Raw genomic sequence first — 17,069 nt, 5'->3', positions numbered from 1 at the left:
CGCGGTCAGTCCCACACGATGTCGAAGGGCAGGCGCGCCTGCGGTCGACCGTGCGCGCGACCGGATTCGGCCCACATCGACGCGGGCAGCGCGCGCAACACCTCGCGCACTCCCGGCGCCAGCGCGCCGGCATCGCCGCGCCCCAGCGCCGGTGCGCCGAGCAACCGGTTGAGCAAGCCGAGCGGCGTGTCCGGCAGATCCCGCAGTTGCGCGGGAACGCCGTCGGGGATCCCGGCGGCCCGCTTGGCATGCGCGATCGCGTCGCCGATTCCGCCGAGTTCGTCGACCAGGCCGACGTCGACCGCCTGCCGCCCGGTCCACACGCGCCCGCGGCCGACGTCGTCGACCTGCTCCGGCGTCAGCCCGCGATTGCCGGCGACGAAGTCCACGAACCGACCGTAATAGTAGCGAATCTGCCGTTTGACCGCGCGCCGCTCGTCGTCCGTGTACGGGCGGAAGTAGCTGTCGCGATCGGCCGCGCGGCCGCGCTTGTACGTGTGCCAGGTGATTCCGAGGCGCGACAGCAGACCCGACAGATCGACCTTGCCGACGAAGATACCGATCGACCCCGTGATCGTGGTCGGCTCCGCGAAGATGCGGTCGCACCCCGCGGCGATGAAGTAGCCTCCCGACGCGGCGACGTCGCCGAGCGAGCACACGATCGGTTTGACTCCCCGCGTCTTCTTGACTTCGCGCGCGATGACCTCCGACGCCAGCGCGTCGCCGCCCGGCGAGTCGACGCGCACGACGATCGCCGACACGTCGCGATCGGCCCGGGCCCCCGCGATCGCCGCGGCGAGCGTCTCGGACCCGGCGAGCCGCCGGCCGAGCAGCGGAATCCACCGGCTGCGGCCGCTCACGATGTCGCCGTCTACGTAGATGACTGCAATCGTCGGGTGGTGCCATCGGTCCGACGCGCGCAGCGGCCGCGGGCCGAAGGGCAGCGACCGTCCGAGCGCCGCGCGCACCGCATCGCCGAGCTTATCCGGCTCGACGACACCGTCGACCAGCTCGGGCAGGTCGGCGAGTTGGCCCGCCGTGTACGGGCCGCCGTCGATCAGTTCGCGCACGCGAGCCGGCGCGATGCCGCGGCTGCGAGCGATGTCTTCCGCGATCGTCGCGTACAGGTCGTCGTACAGCGACTCGCGCATCGCGAGCGCCGGCTGGGACGGCCCGGTGCGAGTGAACGCCTCCGGCGCGGTCTTGAACTCCTCGATCCGCTCGAACTGCGCCTCGGCCCCGACGCGCGCGAGCAGCTCCTTGAAGTACAACACGGTCGCGGCAAACCCGGTGAGCCGAATGCCCCCCGCCGGGTCGACCCACACCTTGTCGGCCGCGCTGGCGATGTAGTAGTCGCGGGTGTTGCCGGCCACGATGTAAGCCAATACGGGCTTGCCGGCCTCGCGTACGCGCTGCAGCGCGCGCCGCAGCGTACGCGCGCCGGACCAGCCGACCTGCACGTCGTCGACGTGAACGAATACCGCGCGCACCGCGTCGTCGCGCGCGGCGTCGCGCAGCGCCGACACCGTGGCCGTGAGCGCGCGCTCGCTGAGCGCACCGCCGATTTCGAATTTCGCGATCCGCTCGCGCTCGCCCAGCACCGGCGGGCGCTGCTCGTCGCTCACCCGCAGGTACACGCTGGCGGCGAGCGGGTGGGCGTCGCCTCCGTCGAGGTTGCCGGCGAACGTGCCCGTGCCGAGCGCTCCCGTGCGGCCGAACGACAGCTCGACACCGGCGGTGACGCGCGCCTCGTACACGCCGTCGTCGACCTCGCCGCCCGGCGTGGCCGTGACGCGGTTGAGGCGCTGCGCCACGAGTTCAGACCGCAACCACACGCCGCGCGCCACGCGCACCGATCCGCGCAGCCATCCGTCGATGTCCAGCCGCGTCTCACCGAACCGCCCGCCGAGCGCCAGCTCGACCCGGTCCGTCCCGGTCGGCCGCGTCGCGACCTCGACCTCGTAGCGGCGCTGTACCGGCACGCCGTCGACCGACGGGCGCCCGACGTCGCGGACGACAAACCCGGCGGCAAACCGCGGCCCCATGCGCGCCGCGAGCCCGAGATCCCAAGTAGTCACCCCGTCGAGCGGCCCGCCGCTGTCGAAGAACCGGTGGTAGGTGGCGCCGAACGCGGCTGCGTCGCCGATCGGCAGCGCGGAGCCCAAGGAGAGCCGGACCGGCTCGCCCGGATCGGGCAGCAGCGCCGCGCGCGCAGGGCGCAGCACCTCGAGCCCGACGCCGATGCCCATCGGCGGCACCAGGCGCGACTGCACTCCGGCGCTCGCGTAGCCGCCGTAGCCGGCGCCGGCCGATGTGGCCTCCGCGTCGTCGTCGACGTGGAGCAGCAAGCCAACATGCCGCCCGCGCAGAAACCGCAGCCCCGCCGGATTCGCGACCACGGCCATGGCGTCGTACTCTCCCGCCAGCGGCGTAAGCGGCGTGTCGAGCCCGGAGGTCGGCTCCTCCGCATAGCGCGTGTCCTGTTGTGCGCGCGCGGGCGCGATGCCGACAGCGATCGCGATCGCGCACAGCCCGATGGCCCGCATGCGCGCACTATATAATAGTCGTCGTGACCGCGCCTGCCGCACTGCTCGAACGCCACCCGCTGCTGTGCCGGCTCGCGCCGGGTCAAATTGGACGGTTCGCGAGCGCCGGAGACGTGGAGACGTTCGACCGTGGCGAAGTGGTGGTCACCGAGGGCAGCTTGGGCGATGCGCTGTACCTGGTCCTGTCCGGTGCGGTCACCGTGCGCAAGGGCGGCCGGGTGCTCGCGACGCTCGGGGCGGGCGAGTTTTTCGGCGAGATGTGCCTCGTCGAACCGGCGACCCGCTGCGCCGACGTCGTCGCCGAAGAGCCGTCGTTTCTGTTTCGGATGCCGACGACGGCGCTGCAGACGCTGCTCGAGCAGGAACCGGCCGCCGCCAACGCGGTGCTGGTGACGATCGTCCGCGTGCTGAGCGACCGCCTGCGGCGGACCAACACCTTGCTCGGCTCGGTCGGCCACCTGGCGGACTGGCTCGCCGGCTCCCTGGTGTAGCGCCGGCCGCACGCCGGCGCGCTGGCGGTGCGGCGCGACAGCCTTTAGAATCCGCGGCCCATGAAGATCGGACTGGTCGGGTACCCCGGCAGCGGCAAGACGACGGTGTTCAACGCCCTTACGGGCCTGTCGGCGGAGACGGGCTTTGGCGGCAAGGCCGGCAAGGCCAACCTCGGCGCCGTCAAGGTGCCGGACGAACGGGTCGACGCGCTCGCTGCGCTGTACTCGCCGAAGAAGATCACCTACGCGGAGGTCGCCTTCACCGACGTGCCGGCCGCCGCGTCCGGGCACGGCCTGGACCGCGCCACCCTCAACTCGATGCGCGAAGTCGACGCGCTGTGCCAGGTCGTCCGCGCGTTCGCCAGCGACGCGCTGCCCGAGCCGCCCGATCCTTTGGCCGAAATTTCCGGGTTGCAAACGGAGTGCATCCTCGCCGATCTCGAGATCGTCGAGCGCCGCATCGAACGACTCGCCAAGGACCGCAGCTCGCCGCGTGAGCTCGATCTGATGCAGCGCATCCGCGGCTGGCTGGAGGCGGAGACGCCGCTGCGCGCCTGCGAGCTGTCCGCCGAGGAGCTCAAGATGATCTCCGGTTACCGGTTCTTGACGCTCAAACCGGTGTTGGTCGTGGTCAACCTCGACGAGGCAGCGATCGCGGAGCCGATTCCTTCCGACATCGCGCGCGCCGCGACCGACCGCGGGCTCGGGACGGTCGCGCTGTCCGCGCGGGTCGAGATGGACATCGCCCAGATGCCGGAGGCGGATCAGCCGGAGTTTTACGAATCGCTCGGACTCCACGAGTCGGCGCGCAACCGATTCCTGTCGGCGGCGTTCGCCCTGCTCGACCTCATCTCGATGCTCACGGCGGGCGAGGACGAGTGCCGGGCGTGGCCGATCCGACGAGGAACGCCCGCGCCGAAGGCGGCCGGCAAGATCCACTCGGACATCGAGCGGGGCTTCATCCGCGCCGAGGTCATCCACTGGAAAGATCTCGTCGAGCTGGGCAGCGAAGCCCGCTGCCGCGAGGCCGGCAAGCTGCGCGTCGAGGGCAAGGACTACATCATTCAGGACGGCGACGTCGTCCACTTCCGGTTCAACGTGTGACGGGCGCCGCCCGCACCGGTCGCCCAGATCGCGCCGGCGCTCGCCGTCCGCCGGCGCGACGTGCGCGCCGCGCACGACCGGCGCAACCCAGTTCACTCGAGCAGGTCGCGCAAGCGCTCCTCGTCGGCGGGCGCGATGTGCGCGATGCGCAGCGCGACGCCGCGGCGCGGCTCGAGTTCCTTGCGCACGACCTCCGCGCGACACGCGACCCGGCGATCGCCGCGTTCGATCCCGATGTCGAGCAGCGTGCCGAGAGGCCACGCGTCCGGGTCGTCCACCGCGGCGAATACGCCCTTGCGGCTCGCCTCGACCGTGGGGACCCGCCGCCCGTCCGGCAGCGTCACGGCGACGTCGCGAACGAGGCCGCGCGGGGCATCCCGCCGCTCGACCGGCTCGGACACGACACTCGGCTCTTTGTCGTCGAAGTCGGTGGGCACGACGCAATCGTATCCGGTACGGTTAGGCATGGCCATCGAACGCCCACCTCGCGACATCACCCCGGACGCGTTCTTTCGCGATTGGCTGCCCGCGCAATACCGCGCCGCGGCGGCGACGACCGGCACACCGCCGGACACGACCGTCGTCGTCGAACTCACCGGTGAGGGCGGCGGACAGTGGACGGTCGAAACCCACGGCGGCGAACTCACCGTGCGGCCCGGACGCGCCGAGCAGGCCGACCTCGTACTATCCCTGTCGGTCGACGACTGGCGCGCCGCGCTGTGCGGCGAGGACGGCGCCGCGGATCTGCTGCCACAGCAGGTGGACCCTGCCAAGCTGCTCGTGGCCGCCGACCCGCAGACACGCCAACTCCTCGAGGCGACCGCCGGCACGCTGACGTTCGAGATCCCCGGGTTCAACGGCCGGACGTGGTCGATCGCGGTCTCCCTCAAGGGATCTGCGGAACCGGCTGCAACGATCACGATAGACGCCGACACCCTCGCCCAGATTCGCAGCGGTGAACTGGCGGCCCCGCAGGCGTATTTCGCCGGCAAGATTCAGATCGCCGGCGACGCGAACTTCGCCATGCAGCTGGCGATGTCGCTCATGGCGCGCCAGCCGGCGTGACGTGCGAGCGCAGTGCGATGGACGGCGCGATGACGCCGCGGCCCGCGACCGCGATCGCGCGCGCGGCGGGCGCCGATCCCGCCGGCGCGGGCGGCGCGCGGCGGCGGCGGCGCACGCGGGCCGCCGCGGTGGCGGCTGCGGCCGTGCTGAGCGCGTGTGGCTCGGCGGCGCGCGCGCGGTCCGCCGGGCGGCCGGTCGACCTGACGGTGCACACGGCGGACGGCCGGGCGCTCCGCACGGTGGCCCTGCGCGGCCGGCCGGTCGTGCTCCATCTGTTTTCCGTCGGCGCCCTGCCCGCGATGCTCGACGTGGACGCGCTCAACGACGCCCACGACCGGGGATTGGCGACGGTGATCGGGGTCGCGCTCGGAGCCGACGCGACCGACGTGACGGTCGCCGCGTGGGCCGGCGAATCCGGCGCGCACTACCCGGTCGCGCTCGGCGGGCAGGACGTCCTCGCCGGACGCTCCGACCTTGGCCCGGTGACCGTCGTGCCCACGACCGTCATTCTCGATGCCGTCGGACGGATCGCGTACCGCATCGATCGCCCGCTGCGGCGCGGGGAGTTGGCGCAACGGCTGGCGACGCTGGCGCGGCGGTGACCGCGCGCGGGGCCCATCGCGCGCGTGCGCCACGCGACGCCCCGTCGCACGGCCGCGAGCGACGCATCCCGTCGCGCGGCCGCGAACCCCGCATCCCGTTCGCGGCCGCGAGCCCCGCATCCCGTTCGCGGTATAGTCCGCCGCGCATGATTGTCCGCCGCGCCGCGTTCGCTGCCGTCGCCGTCCTCCTCGCCCTCTCGCCCGCCGCGCGCGCGCGACCGCGCGAAGGCACGGTCGCCGTCGTGTCGATCGAGATCACCGGCGATGGCCCGCCCGAAATGCGCGACCACGCCCACCGCAGCCTGGCCAAGGGCCTCGCGGCCGGCGGGCTGCGCGTCATCGCGCTCACCGACGTGATGCACGCGCTCGCCGACAGCCCCGAACTCATCGGCTGCCGGTCGACCACTTGCCTGCAGCGCATCGGCGAGAAGGTCGGCGCCAACTACTTCGTGCGCGCGCGGATCGAAGTGACCGGGTCGGCCTATTTCGTCGAGCTCGAGCTGTTGTCAGCGGAGGTCGAGGGGGCCCTGGTGACGCGCGCCGAGCGCAGCTGCCCGGTATGCACCGTGACCGAGGTCGGCGACCTGATCGCGACCGCAGCGCAGGAGATGGTCGAACTGCCGCCCGCGAAACCGGTCCCCGTTCGCATCGTCACGCGCCCACCGGGGGCCGTCGTCACCGTCGACGGCGTGCGCGTCGGGGAAAGCCCCCACGAACTGAATCTCGATCCCGGCGACCACGCGATTGTCGCCGAAGCCCCCGGACACGTGCGCGCCGCGCAGACCGTCCGGATCTCGGAGTCGGACGCGGAGCCGGTGGTCGTCGAACTGGATTTGCCGGCCGCCGCCGCCGCCGCGCCGCCGCTCCCGATGACGCCGCCCCGGCGACCGTATCGAACGTGGAAGTGGGTCGCGGCCGGCGCGGCCACTGCGGCCATCGCGACGGGCGCCGTGCTCGTCGCCGTCGACGGCGACGGGAGGTGCGACGCAGCGGGCGCGCGGTGCGCGGAGCGCTACGAGACCGGCGGCGCCGGCGCGGCGCTGATCGCGATCGGCGCCGGTGCAGGCGCGGCCGCCGGCTGGATGTTCTGGCGGGACGCGCGCGACGCGGAGCTGACGATCGCGCCCGCGCCGGGCGGTGCGGCCGCGTCCGTCCGCATGGCGTTCTGACGCCGGTGCGCGGCGGCCGGCCGCTCGCGGGCGCGCCGGTGCCGGGTCACCGCGCGCGCAACCGCTCGCGCGCGGCGTTGAGCGACGTCTGCGCCTCGCGGTGACCGGGGTCGGTCTTGAGCACCGCCTCGTAGTAGTCGATCGCCTTCTGAAAGTCGCGCTTCTTGAAGTACGCGTGACCGAGCTGCATGCGCGCCTTGTTGCCTCCGCCCGCCTGCAACGCCTTCATCGCGTAGTCGATCGCGGCGTCGAGCTGCTTGTTCTCGAACGCAACTTTCGACAGCCCGAGCAGTGCCGCCGCCCGCCGGTACTTGCCCTTCGCGACGCGCGCGTACAGACGTCGCGCGTTGTCCCAGTCCAGCGCGTTCTCGGCGCGCTTGGCCCGGCGCAACAGGTCGTCGGCCTCGCGCCGATTCCGCGGCGCGCCGGTCGACGACGTCCGCGCCGGGGTGCGCGTGCGGACCGGCGCCGGCGCCGCGCCCGCCGCCGCGACCCGGCCCGCGTCCACCGCGGGCGCCGCCGTGGCGGTCGGCGCGGCATCCGCCGGAGCGCGCGCGACCGCGCCCGCGTCGGCCGTCGCCGGGGCGACCGCGGAGCGCGTCACCGCAGCGGCGTCCCACGCCCCGCCGACGGACGCGCGAGCGCGGCTGCGCGCGCCGCGCTCGCCGACCGCGACGTAGAGCAGGACGCCGACGCCAAACGCAAGCGCGGCAAACAACAGCGCCCAGCCGGCGACCCGCCCTGCGGCCCGGCCGCGCAGCGCGAGTTCCGGCGGCGGCACGATCGCCGTCTCGTATGCCGGTCCGTCCTCGGCGGGCGCCGCCTCCGCGCCGGCGGCCGGCTCCGGCTTCGCACCGGCGGCGGGCGCCGGAGGCTGCGCGGGCGCCGCCTCTTCCGCCGCGCGGCCGCCTCCGTCGCCCAGCTTCGGCGGCGCGCCGCCGGCCGCCGACACCGGCACCCCCAAAATCTTGGCGACCGCGGCGCCGCGCCCCTGCAGACACTTGGTGAGTTCGTACTCGAACGCCTCCATCGACGGCGGCCGTTCGGCCGGATCGCGCGCAAGCGCGCGCTCGACCAGTTCGACCACCGCGGGCGGCAGGTCGGGACGCACCTCGGCCAGCGGATCCGGATCCTGGCTCGCCTTCTTGGACAGGATCTCCATGAAGTTGTCGCCGGTGTAGGGCGCCCGGCCGGTGAGCATCTCGTAGAGGATCGCGCCGACGGCGTACACGTCGGTGCGCGCATCGGCCGGCCGGCCGGCGGCCTGCTCCGGAGCCATGTACTCCGGCGTGCCCATCGCCATGCCGGGGTGCGTGAGCCGACTGTTGCGCGCCTCCTCCGCCTCGGCGCTCTTGGCGATGCCGAAGTCCAACACCTTGACGAAGTCCGACGTGCCCTCGCGGACGGTGAGGAACACGTTCTCGGGCTTGAGGTCGCGGTGAATGATGCCCGCGTTGTGCGCGGCGGCAAGCGCGCGGCAGATCTGCCCCGCGATGTGCAGCGCGCGCGCGGTGTCGAGCGCCCCCTCGCGGTCGATCACGCTCGCGAGTTCGACGCCCTCGAGGTACTCCATGACGAAGTACACCGAGCCGTCCTGCGTCGTGCCCGAATCGGTGACGTCGACGATGTGCGGGTGGCCGATGCGCGACGCCGCGCGGGCCTCGCGGCGAAATCGCTCCACCAGCTCCGGCAGTCGACTGTATACCGGGTGCAAGATCTTGAGCGCGACCCGCCGGCCGATCTCGACGTGCTCGGCCAGGTACACGCGGCCCATGCCGCCTTCGCCGATCAACTCGAGCACGCGGTAGCGCCCGTCGATGACCTGGCCGATGAACGCCCGCGGATCGTCCTCGGCTACGGCATCCTCGACGCGCTGCTCGGACAGCGCGAGCGCTCCCGAGGCAGTGTCGGGGCGCGGCACGGTCTTGCCGCCCGGCCCCGGCGCGGGGACGTCCACCGCGCCGCGCCGCCGATCGCCGCGCCGCCGGTCGCGCGGCACACCGCGGTCCTCGGCTCGCCGACCGACCATCGGCATCGTGCCGCTCGGCCGGTCGCCGGGCGCCGACGCGTCGGTGAACGCGTGCTGTTTGCTGCCCTCCTCCTCGAGCAAGCGGCGCAGCTCCGCCGTCGGCGGCAGCGTCATCCGCGCGCGCCGCCGCGCCTCTTCGATCAGTCGCTGGCGCGCCGCGCGATCCTTGTCGAGATCTTCCGCGAACAGATCCTTGACGAACGCGCTGAGCCGCGACGCGTCGGTGGTCGGCGCGGCCTTCGCGAGCCACGCCTGCAGCGCCTCGCGAAACGCCTCCCCCGTCGGGTAGCGGTCCTCGCGATTGGGCGCCAGCGCCTTGGCGCAGATCGCGTCGAGTTCGGGCGGCACGCGCGGCGCCTTGGCCGACGGCGGCGGCACCTGCGGATCCTTGGCGCGCGCCACCAGGTCCTTGGGTTGGTCCTTGCTCGGCGGGAACAGTTGGCGGCCCGTGAGCAGCTCCCAGAGGATGATCCCGGCGGCGTACAGGTCAGAGCGCCCGTCGAGTTCCTCGCCGCGCGCCTGCTCCGGCGACATGTAGGCGACCTTGCCGTAGATGATCCCGGGGGCCGTCTTTTCGACCTTGAGCGTCGACGACGCCAGACCGAAGTCGGTCAGCTTCACCTCGCCCTCGAACGAGATGAGCACGTTCGGCGGCGACACGTCGCGATGCACGAGTTTGAGGTCGCGGAACGAGTGGGCGTAGTGCAATCCGCGCGCGAGTTCCTTGACGATGTAGACCGCGATGTCGACCGGGAAGGCGACCTGCTTTTTCGCGCACCGATTCCACACCGCGCGCAGGTCCTTGCCCTCGACGAAGTCCATCGCCAAAAACAGCTCGCCATCTACCTGCCCGGCGTCGAACACGGGAATCAGGTTGCTATGCGACAGCTTGACGACCACCTTGGCCTCGTCGCGGAACCGCGCGACGTACTCCTTGTCGGCCAGATGCGGCAAGACGGTCTTGATGACCGTGAGCCGCTCGAGCCCGCGATCGCCGGTGATCGCAAGGTACAGCGCCCCCATCCCCCCTTGAGCGAGCGGCCCGAGCAGATGGTACTTCCCGAACTTCCTCGGGAAACTGTCGCTAAGCGAATCCGGCGTAGTCATACGAACGCGGAGCCGATGGACCGAAGGTACCACGCGCGGCCGCTTTGGCGCGCGGCGTTTGGCGCCCCGAGCCGCCCGCGCGGCCGCTTCGGCGCGCGGCGTCTGGCGCCCCGAGCCGCCCGCGCGGCCGCGGGGACGGCGCGCGGGCCTCCGCGCCGCGCGGCGATCGCGCGGCCGCGGCGTTGAACGCCGCCCCGCGGCGCGTGTACAGTCGCCGAGTCGGACCGCACCGCGGGCCGTCGCACGTAGCGTGCAGCGGCAAAACGGCGCCGCTTGCCGCGACTCGACGTTTCAGGGAGGACGGACTTGGCCGGAGAAACGGTCCTCGTCATCGACGACAGCCCCACGATCCTCAAGGTCGTTCAACTCGTCCTGACCAAGGCCGGGTTCCGGGTGGAAACCGCGCCCGACGGCGAGGCCGGATTGGCCGCCGCGCGCGAGCACCGCCCCGATTGCATCCTGCTGGACTTCGTGATGCCGCGGATGAACGGCTACCAGGTGTGTCGCGCACTGTCGGCCGACGAGCAACTCCGCCACGTGCCCGTGGTGCTGATGAGCGCCAAGGGCGACCAGGTCGGCGAACGGTTCGTCAAGGTGATGGGCATCGTCGATTACATCACCAAACCGTTTTCGCCCGAGGCGATCACGGCGGTGGTGCAGCACACGATCGACAAGTTCGGTCGCCGGACCGGCGAGGCGGACGACCGGCCCGAGCCGCTGCTTCGCGGCGACCGCTCCCCCGAAGACGACGACCTCGACATCGCGCAGCGGCGCGAAGCACTCGCGACAATTCGCGATGCGATTGCGGAGACCGTCGGCGCGCGCATCGCCGCGCTGTTCTCTCTGGCCGATGCGGCGCGCGACGACGACGACGCGCGCGACAGCTACGTGCCGACCGACGCCGACGCCATCGAAGACGCCGCGCGATCGGCGCTCGACGACGAGACACTGCGCGACCTCCTCGCGCCGGCGCGCGCGCTGTTCGACGCGTCCGCCGACGAATGGGTGCTGTCCGGCAACCTGCAGGTCGTGCCGATCGCCGAAGTGCTGCAGCTGCTCGACGCACAGCGGCAGTCGGGCGTTCTGTACGTGAGCCGCGCGGGAGAGACCGTCGAAATCTACTTCCGCAACGGCGCGGTCGACCTCGCGATCGCGGAGGGTGTTCCGGAGGAGTTCCTGCTCGGCCGCTTCATCCTCGAGGCCGATCTGATGAAGCGAGAGGACTTCGAGGGCTTCCTCGAAGCGCGCGCGCCCGGCAGCAAACTCATCGGCAGCCAACTCGTCCAGCTCGGCTACCTGAGCGCAGACGACCTCACGGTCGCATTGCGCAAGCAGACGACCGAGCTGATCTACGAAGTGCTGCGCTGGAACCATGGGACGTTCCGGTTCCGAGCGACCCGCGACATGCCGGCGCAGGCGGTCGAGGCCGCGCTCGGTCTCGACGTCGAGGGCATCCTCATGGAAGGGTTCCGCCGCGTCGACGAGTGGCACCTCATCGAGCGCGAGATCGACGACTTCGACACGGTGTTCCTTCGCAACGAGGACGCCGTCGCGCAAATGGGCCGCGGCAGGCTCACGCGCGAGGAACTCGCCGTGCTCGAACTCGTCAACGGCAAGAACACGGTCAAGGAGATCATCCGGGCGTCGCGAATGGGCTCGTTCGAGGTCTCGAAAATGCTGTACCGGCTGCTGTCGATCAAACTGATCCGCCGCCGCGTCATGCCGGTCGCGGTATAACCGGACCGGATGCGAAACGTCATCGTCGTCGCGATTGGCGGCCACCGCTACGCGATCGAGTTGCGGTGGGTGCGCGAGGTGACGTCGCTCGGCCACGTTACCCCCGTCCCGCGCGCGCCGGACGCGGTCGCCGGAGTCGTCAACGTACGCGGCGCGATCGTTCCCGTCTTGCGACTGCCGCATTTCGGCGAGCGGCCGGCGCCGCACGCCGGTGAGTCGGCGGTGCTCGTCGAAGTCGAAGATGCTCGCGCTGCGGTCCCGATCGACAGCGTCCAATTGGTCGCCACGCTGCGCGAGACCGACGATGGCGTCGGCCTGGCCGACCCGGCGGGCGGAGATGCGATCCCGCTGCTCGATCCGCCGGCGCTGTTGTCCGACGTCGCCGCCGCCGCCGCCGCGCTCGCCCGCAGAGGGCTCACGTGAGTCACGACCGCGACGACAGTGGGTTCGACGCGGACGAGGCGCGCATGCTGCGCAGCTTCTTTCGCGACGAGGCGCACGACGAGTTGGAGGGGATCACACGACGACTGTTGCACGCGAGCCGCGCCGAACTCGACCGCGCCGCGCTGCAGGAAATGATGCGCACGACCCACACGCTCAAGGGCAGCGCCGCCACGGTAGGGCTGGCGGACGTCGCCGCGTGCGCCCATGAACTCGAGAGCCTGTTTGCGCGGCTGCGATCGGGAACCATCGGCTGGTCTGCCGCGACGGCCGATGCGCTCATCGAGATCGTCGACACGCTGCGCGCGGTCGTCGACGACGCCGACGCACCGGAGGCGGCAGCCGACCGGATCGCGCGCATGCGCCAGCAAATGGCGGCGCTCGCCGCGCTCGCCGCACGGCGCGAGCCAGCCGCGACACGGGCGCAGACACCGCCGAGCCGGCGGGAAGGCACACCGGCCGGCGCGCAAAACCGCGAGCCGGCCGGCGCGGCGGCGCGCCGTGCCGCACCGCCGGATCGCGCGCGCGAACCCACCGATCGGCCGTCGGCGGTGGCGCCTTCGCCGGGCGACGCGGCGCCGGAGCCGGCGCTGGCCGCCTCCGACAGCGGAGCGATCGCGATCCCCACCGACGCCGCCGACGCACCGGCCGACGGATCGGTCGCCGGCCGGCGCCGGCGGGACACGACCCGCGTGCTCCGCATCGACGCCGCTCGCATCGACCGGCTGATGGACAGCGTCGGCGAACTGACGTTCGACCGCACGCGCATCGACCGGCGGATCGGCGATCTACGCCGCGCGGTGCGCGAACTCGACGCGACCCGACGCACGCTGCGCGACGTCGCCGGCGCCCTCGGCGAGCGGCTCGGCGACGATGCAGCGGCCCTCGCGGACATCGAAGAGCGGCTCGCCGCGCACGTCGCCGCGCTCGCCCGGTCGACGTCGGCGCTCGCGGACGATGCGGCGGCGCTGGGCGAGACGGCCGGTGCGCTGCAGTCGGGCCTGTCGGCTGTCCGCATGGCGTCGGCGCGCGTGCTGTTCGAGCGGCTGAGCGTATCGCTGCGCGAAATCGCGCGCGAAGCCGGCAAGCGGATCGAGGTCGACACGTCGGGCGACGACACGGAGTTCGACAAGCTCGTCGCGGACCAGGTCTTCGCACCGATCTTGCAAATCCTGCGCAACGCGGTCGCCCACGGCATCGAACCGGCAGAACAGCGCATCGCCGCCGGCAAGCCTCCCGTCGGACGCATCTCGCTGCGCGCGCGCCACCAGGCCGACGCGGTGTGGATCGACATCGCGGACGACGGCGCCGGGATCGACCCGGATGCATTGCGCGAGCGGTTCGTCGCGCTGGGCCTGTGGACGCCCCAGCGCGCTCGGCGCGCGACCGAGGCGGAGGTGTTGCGGGCGATGTTCGAGCCCGGCGTGTCGACGCGAGACGAGACGGATGCGCTCGCCGGCCGCGGGGTCGGCCTCGACTCGGTGCGCGAAACCATCGCTCGGCTCGGCGGCGACATCACCGTCGAATCGACGCGCGGCGCCGGCACGACGTTCTCCCTGCGGCTGCCCGTCACCGCCGCCGTGAGCCAGGCGCTGCTGTTCAAAATCGCCGGCCACGTGTACGCCATCCCGAACGTGCACGTGCTCGACACCGTGTGGATCGAGGCGTCGTCGCCGGCGATGCCCGACCGCCTTCGGCTGGCCGATGGCAGCGTGCCGCTGGTCGTCCTGCAGGCCGTGCTGGGCGCGCCGGCGCCGGCCGACGCCCGCCGCGTCCCGGCGGTCGTCGTCGACTACGCCGGCAAGCGCCTCGCGGTCACGTGCGATCGCGTGATCGGCCCGCGGGAGATCATCGTCAAGAGCCTCGGCCCGCTGCTGTCCGATCTGCCGCTGTACGCCGGCGGCACGATCAGCGGTTCCGGCAAGGTGCAGCTCATCATCGACACCGCCGCCCTGGTGCAGCTCGCGCATCCAGACGCGCCGATCGATCTGCCGGCGGACCGCCACCCGCACCCGCCCGCGCCGGATGTGCCGCCGCCGCGCGTTCTCGTAGCCGACGACTCGCGCTCCGTCCGCGAGGCGGTCAGCCGCATGCTGGCCGGCGCCGGCTACGTAGTCGACGTCGCCGAGGACGGCGAACGCGCGCTCACCATGCTGCGGCAGACGCGCTACGCGGCGCTCGTCACCGACATCGAGATGCCCCGACTCGACGGGTTCGGGCTGCTGGAGGCCATGCGCCGCCACCCGCACCTCGCGCAGCTGCCCGCCATCGTGATCTCGTCGCGCACGACGCGGCCCAATCGCGAGCGCGCCAAGCAGCTCGGCGCCGCCCGGTTCATCCCGAAGCCGGTCACGCGCAAGCGGCTCGTCGCCGCCCTCGAACGCCTGTTGCGCCGTGCCGCGGACGTCCCGCCAGCGGGCGCGTAGGCCGGAGACCGTTACCGCCGGCCCTTCGTCGACCTGCGGCGGCCGCGCCCCCCGCGCCCCGTGTCGCGTCCCTCGGCGGCCTTCCGCTTGCGCCGGCTGCCGCTGTCCGCCCCGCGGCGCCCTCGGCCGCGGTCGTCGCGCCGTCGGGGCGTGCGGCTGCCGCCCGGCCCAGCCGGCGTGGTGGCCGCGAGGCGGAAGTCGATCTGGCGGCGCTGCACCGACGCCTCGATCAGTTCGACCCGCACGGCGTCGCCGATGCGAAACCGGGCGCCGGTCTTGCGCCCCGTGAGCGTCATGTGCAGCGGATCGTGTTCGAAGAAGTCGTCGCCGAGGTTCTCCAACTTGATCAACCCCTCGACGAACGGCTCGTCGAGGCGCACGAACACGCCGAAGTGGGTCACGGCGACGATCGTCGCGACGAAGGTCTCGCCGACCCGATCGCGCATCAGATAGGCCTCGTACATGTCGACGACCTCGCGCTCGGCCTCCATCGCGCGCCGCTCGTAGCCGGAGCAGGCGGCCGCGATCTGCTCCAACTCCTCGACCGGCGGCGGCCGGAACGCCCCACCACCGCCGCTGGCCTGGCCCTCGCGGTGCAGGTGGTACTTGAGCAGCCGATGGACGATGACATCCGGATACCGCCGAATCGGCGACGTGAAGTGCAGGTACGCGTCCGATGCGAGGCCGAAGTGGCCGATGTTGTCCGTCGTGTACACGGCCTGAGTGAGCGACCGCAGGACGAGGAACATGAGCGAACTCTCGGCCGGGTGGCCGCGGACCGCGTCGATCACGCGCTTGAGCCCGCGCGGCGACTGCGCCTCCTCCTCGTCGACGTAGATGCCGAACCCCTCCAACACGGCCGCCAGCTCGGCCAACTTGGTCTCGGCCGGGGGCGCGTGCACTCGCCAGATCGTCGGCAGCTTGCGCCGGGCAAAATACTCGCCGACCGCCTCGTTGGCCGCGAGCATGAACTCCTCGACCAGTTCGTAGGCCCGCCGCTCCGACGGGACGCTCTTGGCGCGCGCGACGTCGCGGACCAGCAGCGGATCGTCCTCGTCGAGGATGACCTTCGGCTCGGGCAGCTCGAGTTCGAGTGCGCCGCGCGCCATACGGCGGCGGCGGAGCCGCTGGGCGAGCGCGTCCATGTCCCGCAGCGCCGCGACCCACTTTCGGTAGGCGGCGATGCGACCGCGAAAGTCGCCCGACAGCGCCGCGCCGACGCCGGGATAATCCAGGCGCGCACGCGACCGGATCACGGCCGCCGCGAACCCGGTGTCCCGCACGGTCGCGTCGTCGTCGTAGTCGATGCGCACCACCATCGCGCAGCGGTCGACGCCGGGATTCAGCGAGCAGATCCCGCTCGACAGTTCCGGCGGCAGCATCGGGATCGCCCGGTCCGGAAAGTAGACCGACACGCCGCGGATCTGCGCCTCGCGGTCGAGCGCGTCGTCCGGCCGCACGTAGTGCGACACGTCGGCCACCGCCACCCAAACGCGCCAACCACCGCCGGGGTTGCGCTCGATACAGATCGCGTCGTCGAAATCGCGCGCCGTCTCCGGGTCGATCGTCAAAAATTCCCGATCGCGCAGATCGATGCGGTCCGCGAGGTCGATCTTGCGCAGCGCTTGCGGCGTGCGTGCGGCCTGCGCCTTTGCGTCGTCGGGAAACTCGTCCGGGATGTCCGCGCACGCGACGATCTTGGCGACCTCGGTGCGCGGGTCGCCCGGCTCTCCCAGCACCCGCAGCACGCGGACCGTCATGCCGCCGCGCCGCTGTCGCGGGTACTCGGTGATCTCGGCGAGCACGCAGTCGCCCGGCCGCGCGGGCCCGAGGTCTTCGATCGCCACGTGCGCGTCGGTCGACGACGCCACGCGCGGGTCGTCCGGGTCGAGCACGAACGAACGGCCGGCGCGCCGCACGACTCCGGTGAGCTTCGCGCGACCGCGCGCGAGCACCTCCTCGACCCGCCCCTCGGTCCCCTTGTACCCATCCCACGTGTAGACGCTCACGCGGTCGCCGTCGAGCGCCGCGCCGCGATACTTGGCGGGAATGAAGATGTCGTCGAGATGGTCGTCGCGCTCGACGAACCCGTAACCGGCCGGGTGAACGCGAATGCGCCCGACCGCGAGCGGCTCCGCCGCGTCCTTCCGGCGCGGGCGTGGCTCGTCGGCCACGGCGTACGTCATCCGCGACGGCTTGACCACCACGCCCTCGTCGACGAGCGCCGCGACGAGTTTGCGCAGCCGCGGCACCTGGGACTTGCGCACCCGCAGGGCGGTCGCGAGATCGGCCATGCGCATCGGACCCGCGCCGCGGAGGGAAGACAGGACATCATCTCGATTGAAAGCCATG

The 17,069-nt window shown here is 72.3% G+C and carries 12 protein-coding genes; 8 read left to right on the top strand and 4 right to left on the bottom strand.

Annotated features, from left to right (window positions below; translation table 11 throughout):
* Positions 1–5: 5 nt before the first annotated feature.
* Positions 6–2,405 carry a signal peptide peptidase SppA gene (sppA, locus tag D6689_14730; GenBank protein ID RMH40161.1) on the bottom strand — a complete coding sequence of 800 codons (2,400 nt, stop codon included), beginning with the start codon at positions 2,403–2,405 and terminating at the stop codon, positions 6–8.
* Between the two features lie 80 nt (positions 2,406–2,485).
* Between sppA and D6689_14725 the strand changes: the two genes are divergently transcribed.
* Both D6689_14725 and ychF read left to right on the top strand, forming a co-directional pair.
* Complete coding sequence (locus tag D6689_14725) at positions 2,486–3,037, top strand: cyclic nucleotide-binding domain-containing protein (protein ID RMH40160.1); 552 nt, start codon at positions 2,486–2,488, stop codon at positions 3,035–3,037.
* Positions 3,038–3,097: 60 nt separating this feature from the next.
* A complete protein-coding gene (gene ychF / locus D6689_14720; GenBank protein ID RMH40159.1) occupies positions 3,098–4,141 on the top strand; it encodes a redox-regulated ATPase YchF in 1,044 nt (347 codons plus the stop codon).
* Between the two features lie 92 nt (positions 4,142–4,233).
* Here ychF and D6689_14715 read toward each other — a convergent pair whose 3' ends face one another.
* Positions 4,234–4,635, bottom strand: a complete 402-nt coding sequence (locus D6689_14715) for a hypothetical protein (GenBank protein ID RMH40174.1) — start codon at positions 4,633–4,635, stop codon at positions 4,234–4,236.
* On the opposite strand from D6689_14715, the gene D6689_14710 reads away from it, so the two are divergent.
* The 3 genes from D6689_14710 to D6689_14700 all read left to right on the top strand — a co-directional run bounded on the left by D6689_14710 (position 4,607) and on the right by D6689_14700 (position 6,977).
* Entirely contained in the window at positions 4,607–5,206 is a 600-nt protein-coding gene (locus D6689_14710; GenBank protein ID RMH40158.1) for a hypothetical protein, read from the top strand. The genes D6689_14715 and D6689_14710 overlap by 29 nt on opposite strands.
* Positions 5,203–5,808, top strand: a complete 606-nt coding sequence (locus tag D6689_14705; GenBank protein ID RMH40157.1) for a TlpA family protein disulfide reductase — start codon at positions 5,203–5,205, stop codon at positions 5,806–5,808. The genes D6689_14710 and D6689_14705 overlap by 4 nt, the downstream gene beginning before the upstream one ends.
* 146 nt (positions 5,809–5,954) lie before the next feature.
* Positions 5,955–6,977: a PEGA domain-containing protein gene (locus tag D6689_14700; protein ID RMH40156.1), complete on the top strand. Its 1,023-nt coding sequence runs from the start codon at positions 5,955–5,957 to the stop codon at positions 6,975–6,977.
* Positions 6,978–7,023: 46 nt separating this feature from the next.
* Here the strand turns inward: D6689_14700 and D6689_14695 are convergent, their stop codons facing one another.
* Positions 7,024–10,113, bottom strand: coding sequence for a serine/threonine protein kinase (locus tag D6689_14695; protein ID RMH40155.1), 3,090 nt, complete (start codon positions 10,111–10,113; stop codon positions 7,024–7,026).
* A 273-nt stretch (positions 10,114–10,386) separates the two neighbouring features.
* On the opposite strand from D6689_14695, the gene D6689_14690 reads away from it, so the two are divergent.
* From D6689_14690 to D6689_14680, 3 genes are read left to right on the top strand one after another with little or no spacing between them, the layout of a single operon-like run.
* Positions 10,387–11,850, top strand: coding sequence for a response regulator (locus tag D6689_14690; GenBank protein RMH40154.1), 1,464 nt, complete (start codon positions 10,387–10,389; stop codon positions 11,848–11,850).
* A gap of 9 nt (positions 11,851–11,859) precedes the next feature.
* Positions 11,860–12,273 (top strand): chemotaxis protein CheW, encoded by a 414-nt coding sequence (locus D6689_14685; GenBank protein RMH40153.1) that lies wholly within the window; start codon positions 11,860–11,862, stop codon positions 12,271–12,273.
* A complete protein-coding gene (locus D6689_14680) occupies positions 12,270–14,717 on the top strand; it encodes a hybrid sensor histidine kinase/response regulator (GenBank protein ID RMH40152.1) in 2,448 nt (815 codons plus the stop codon). Before D6689_14685 ends, D6689_14680 begins: the two co-directional genes overlap by 4 nt.
* Positions 14,718–14,728: 11 nt before the next feature.
* Here D6689_14680 and rnr read toward each other — a convergent pair whose 3' ends face one another.
* Positions 14,729–17,068: a ribonuclease R gene (gene rnr / locus D6689_14675; protein ID RMH40151.1), complete on the bottom strand. Its 2,340-nt coding sequence runs from the start codon at positions 17,066–17,068 to the stop codon at positions 14,729–14,731.
* Position 17,069 lies beyond the last annotated feature (1 nt).

It is taken from the genome of Deltaproteobacteria bacterium, from assembly GCA_003696105.1.
Lineage (GTDB): Bacteria > Myxococcota_A > Polyangia > Haliangiales > J016 > J016.
Note: the sequence above shows the minus strand (reverse complement) of the source record. Positions and strands in the feature narration are given on the sequence as shown.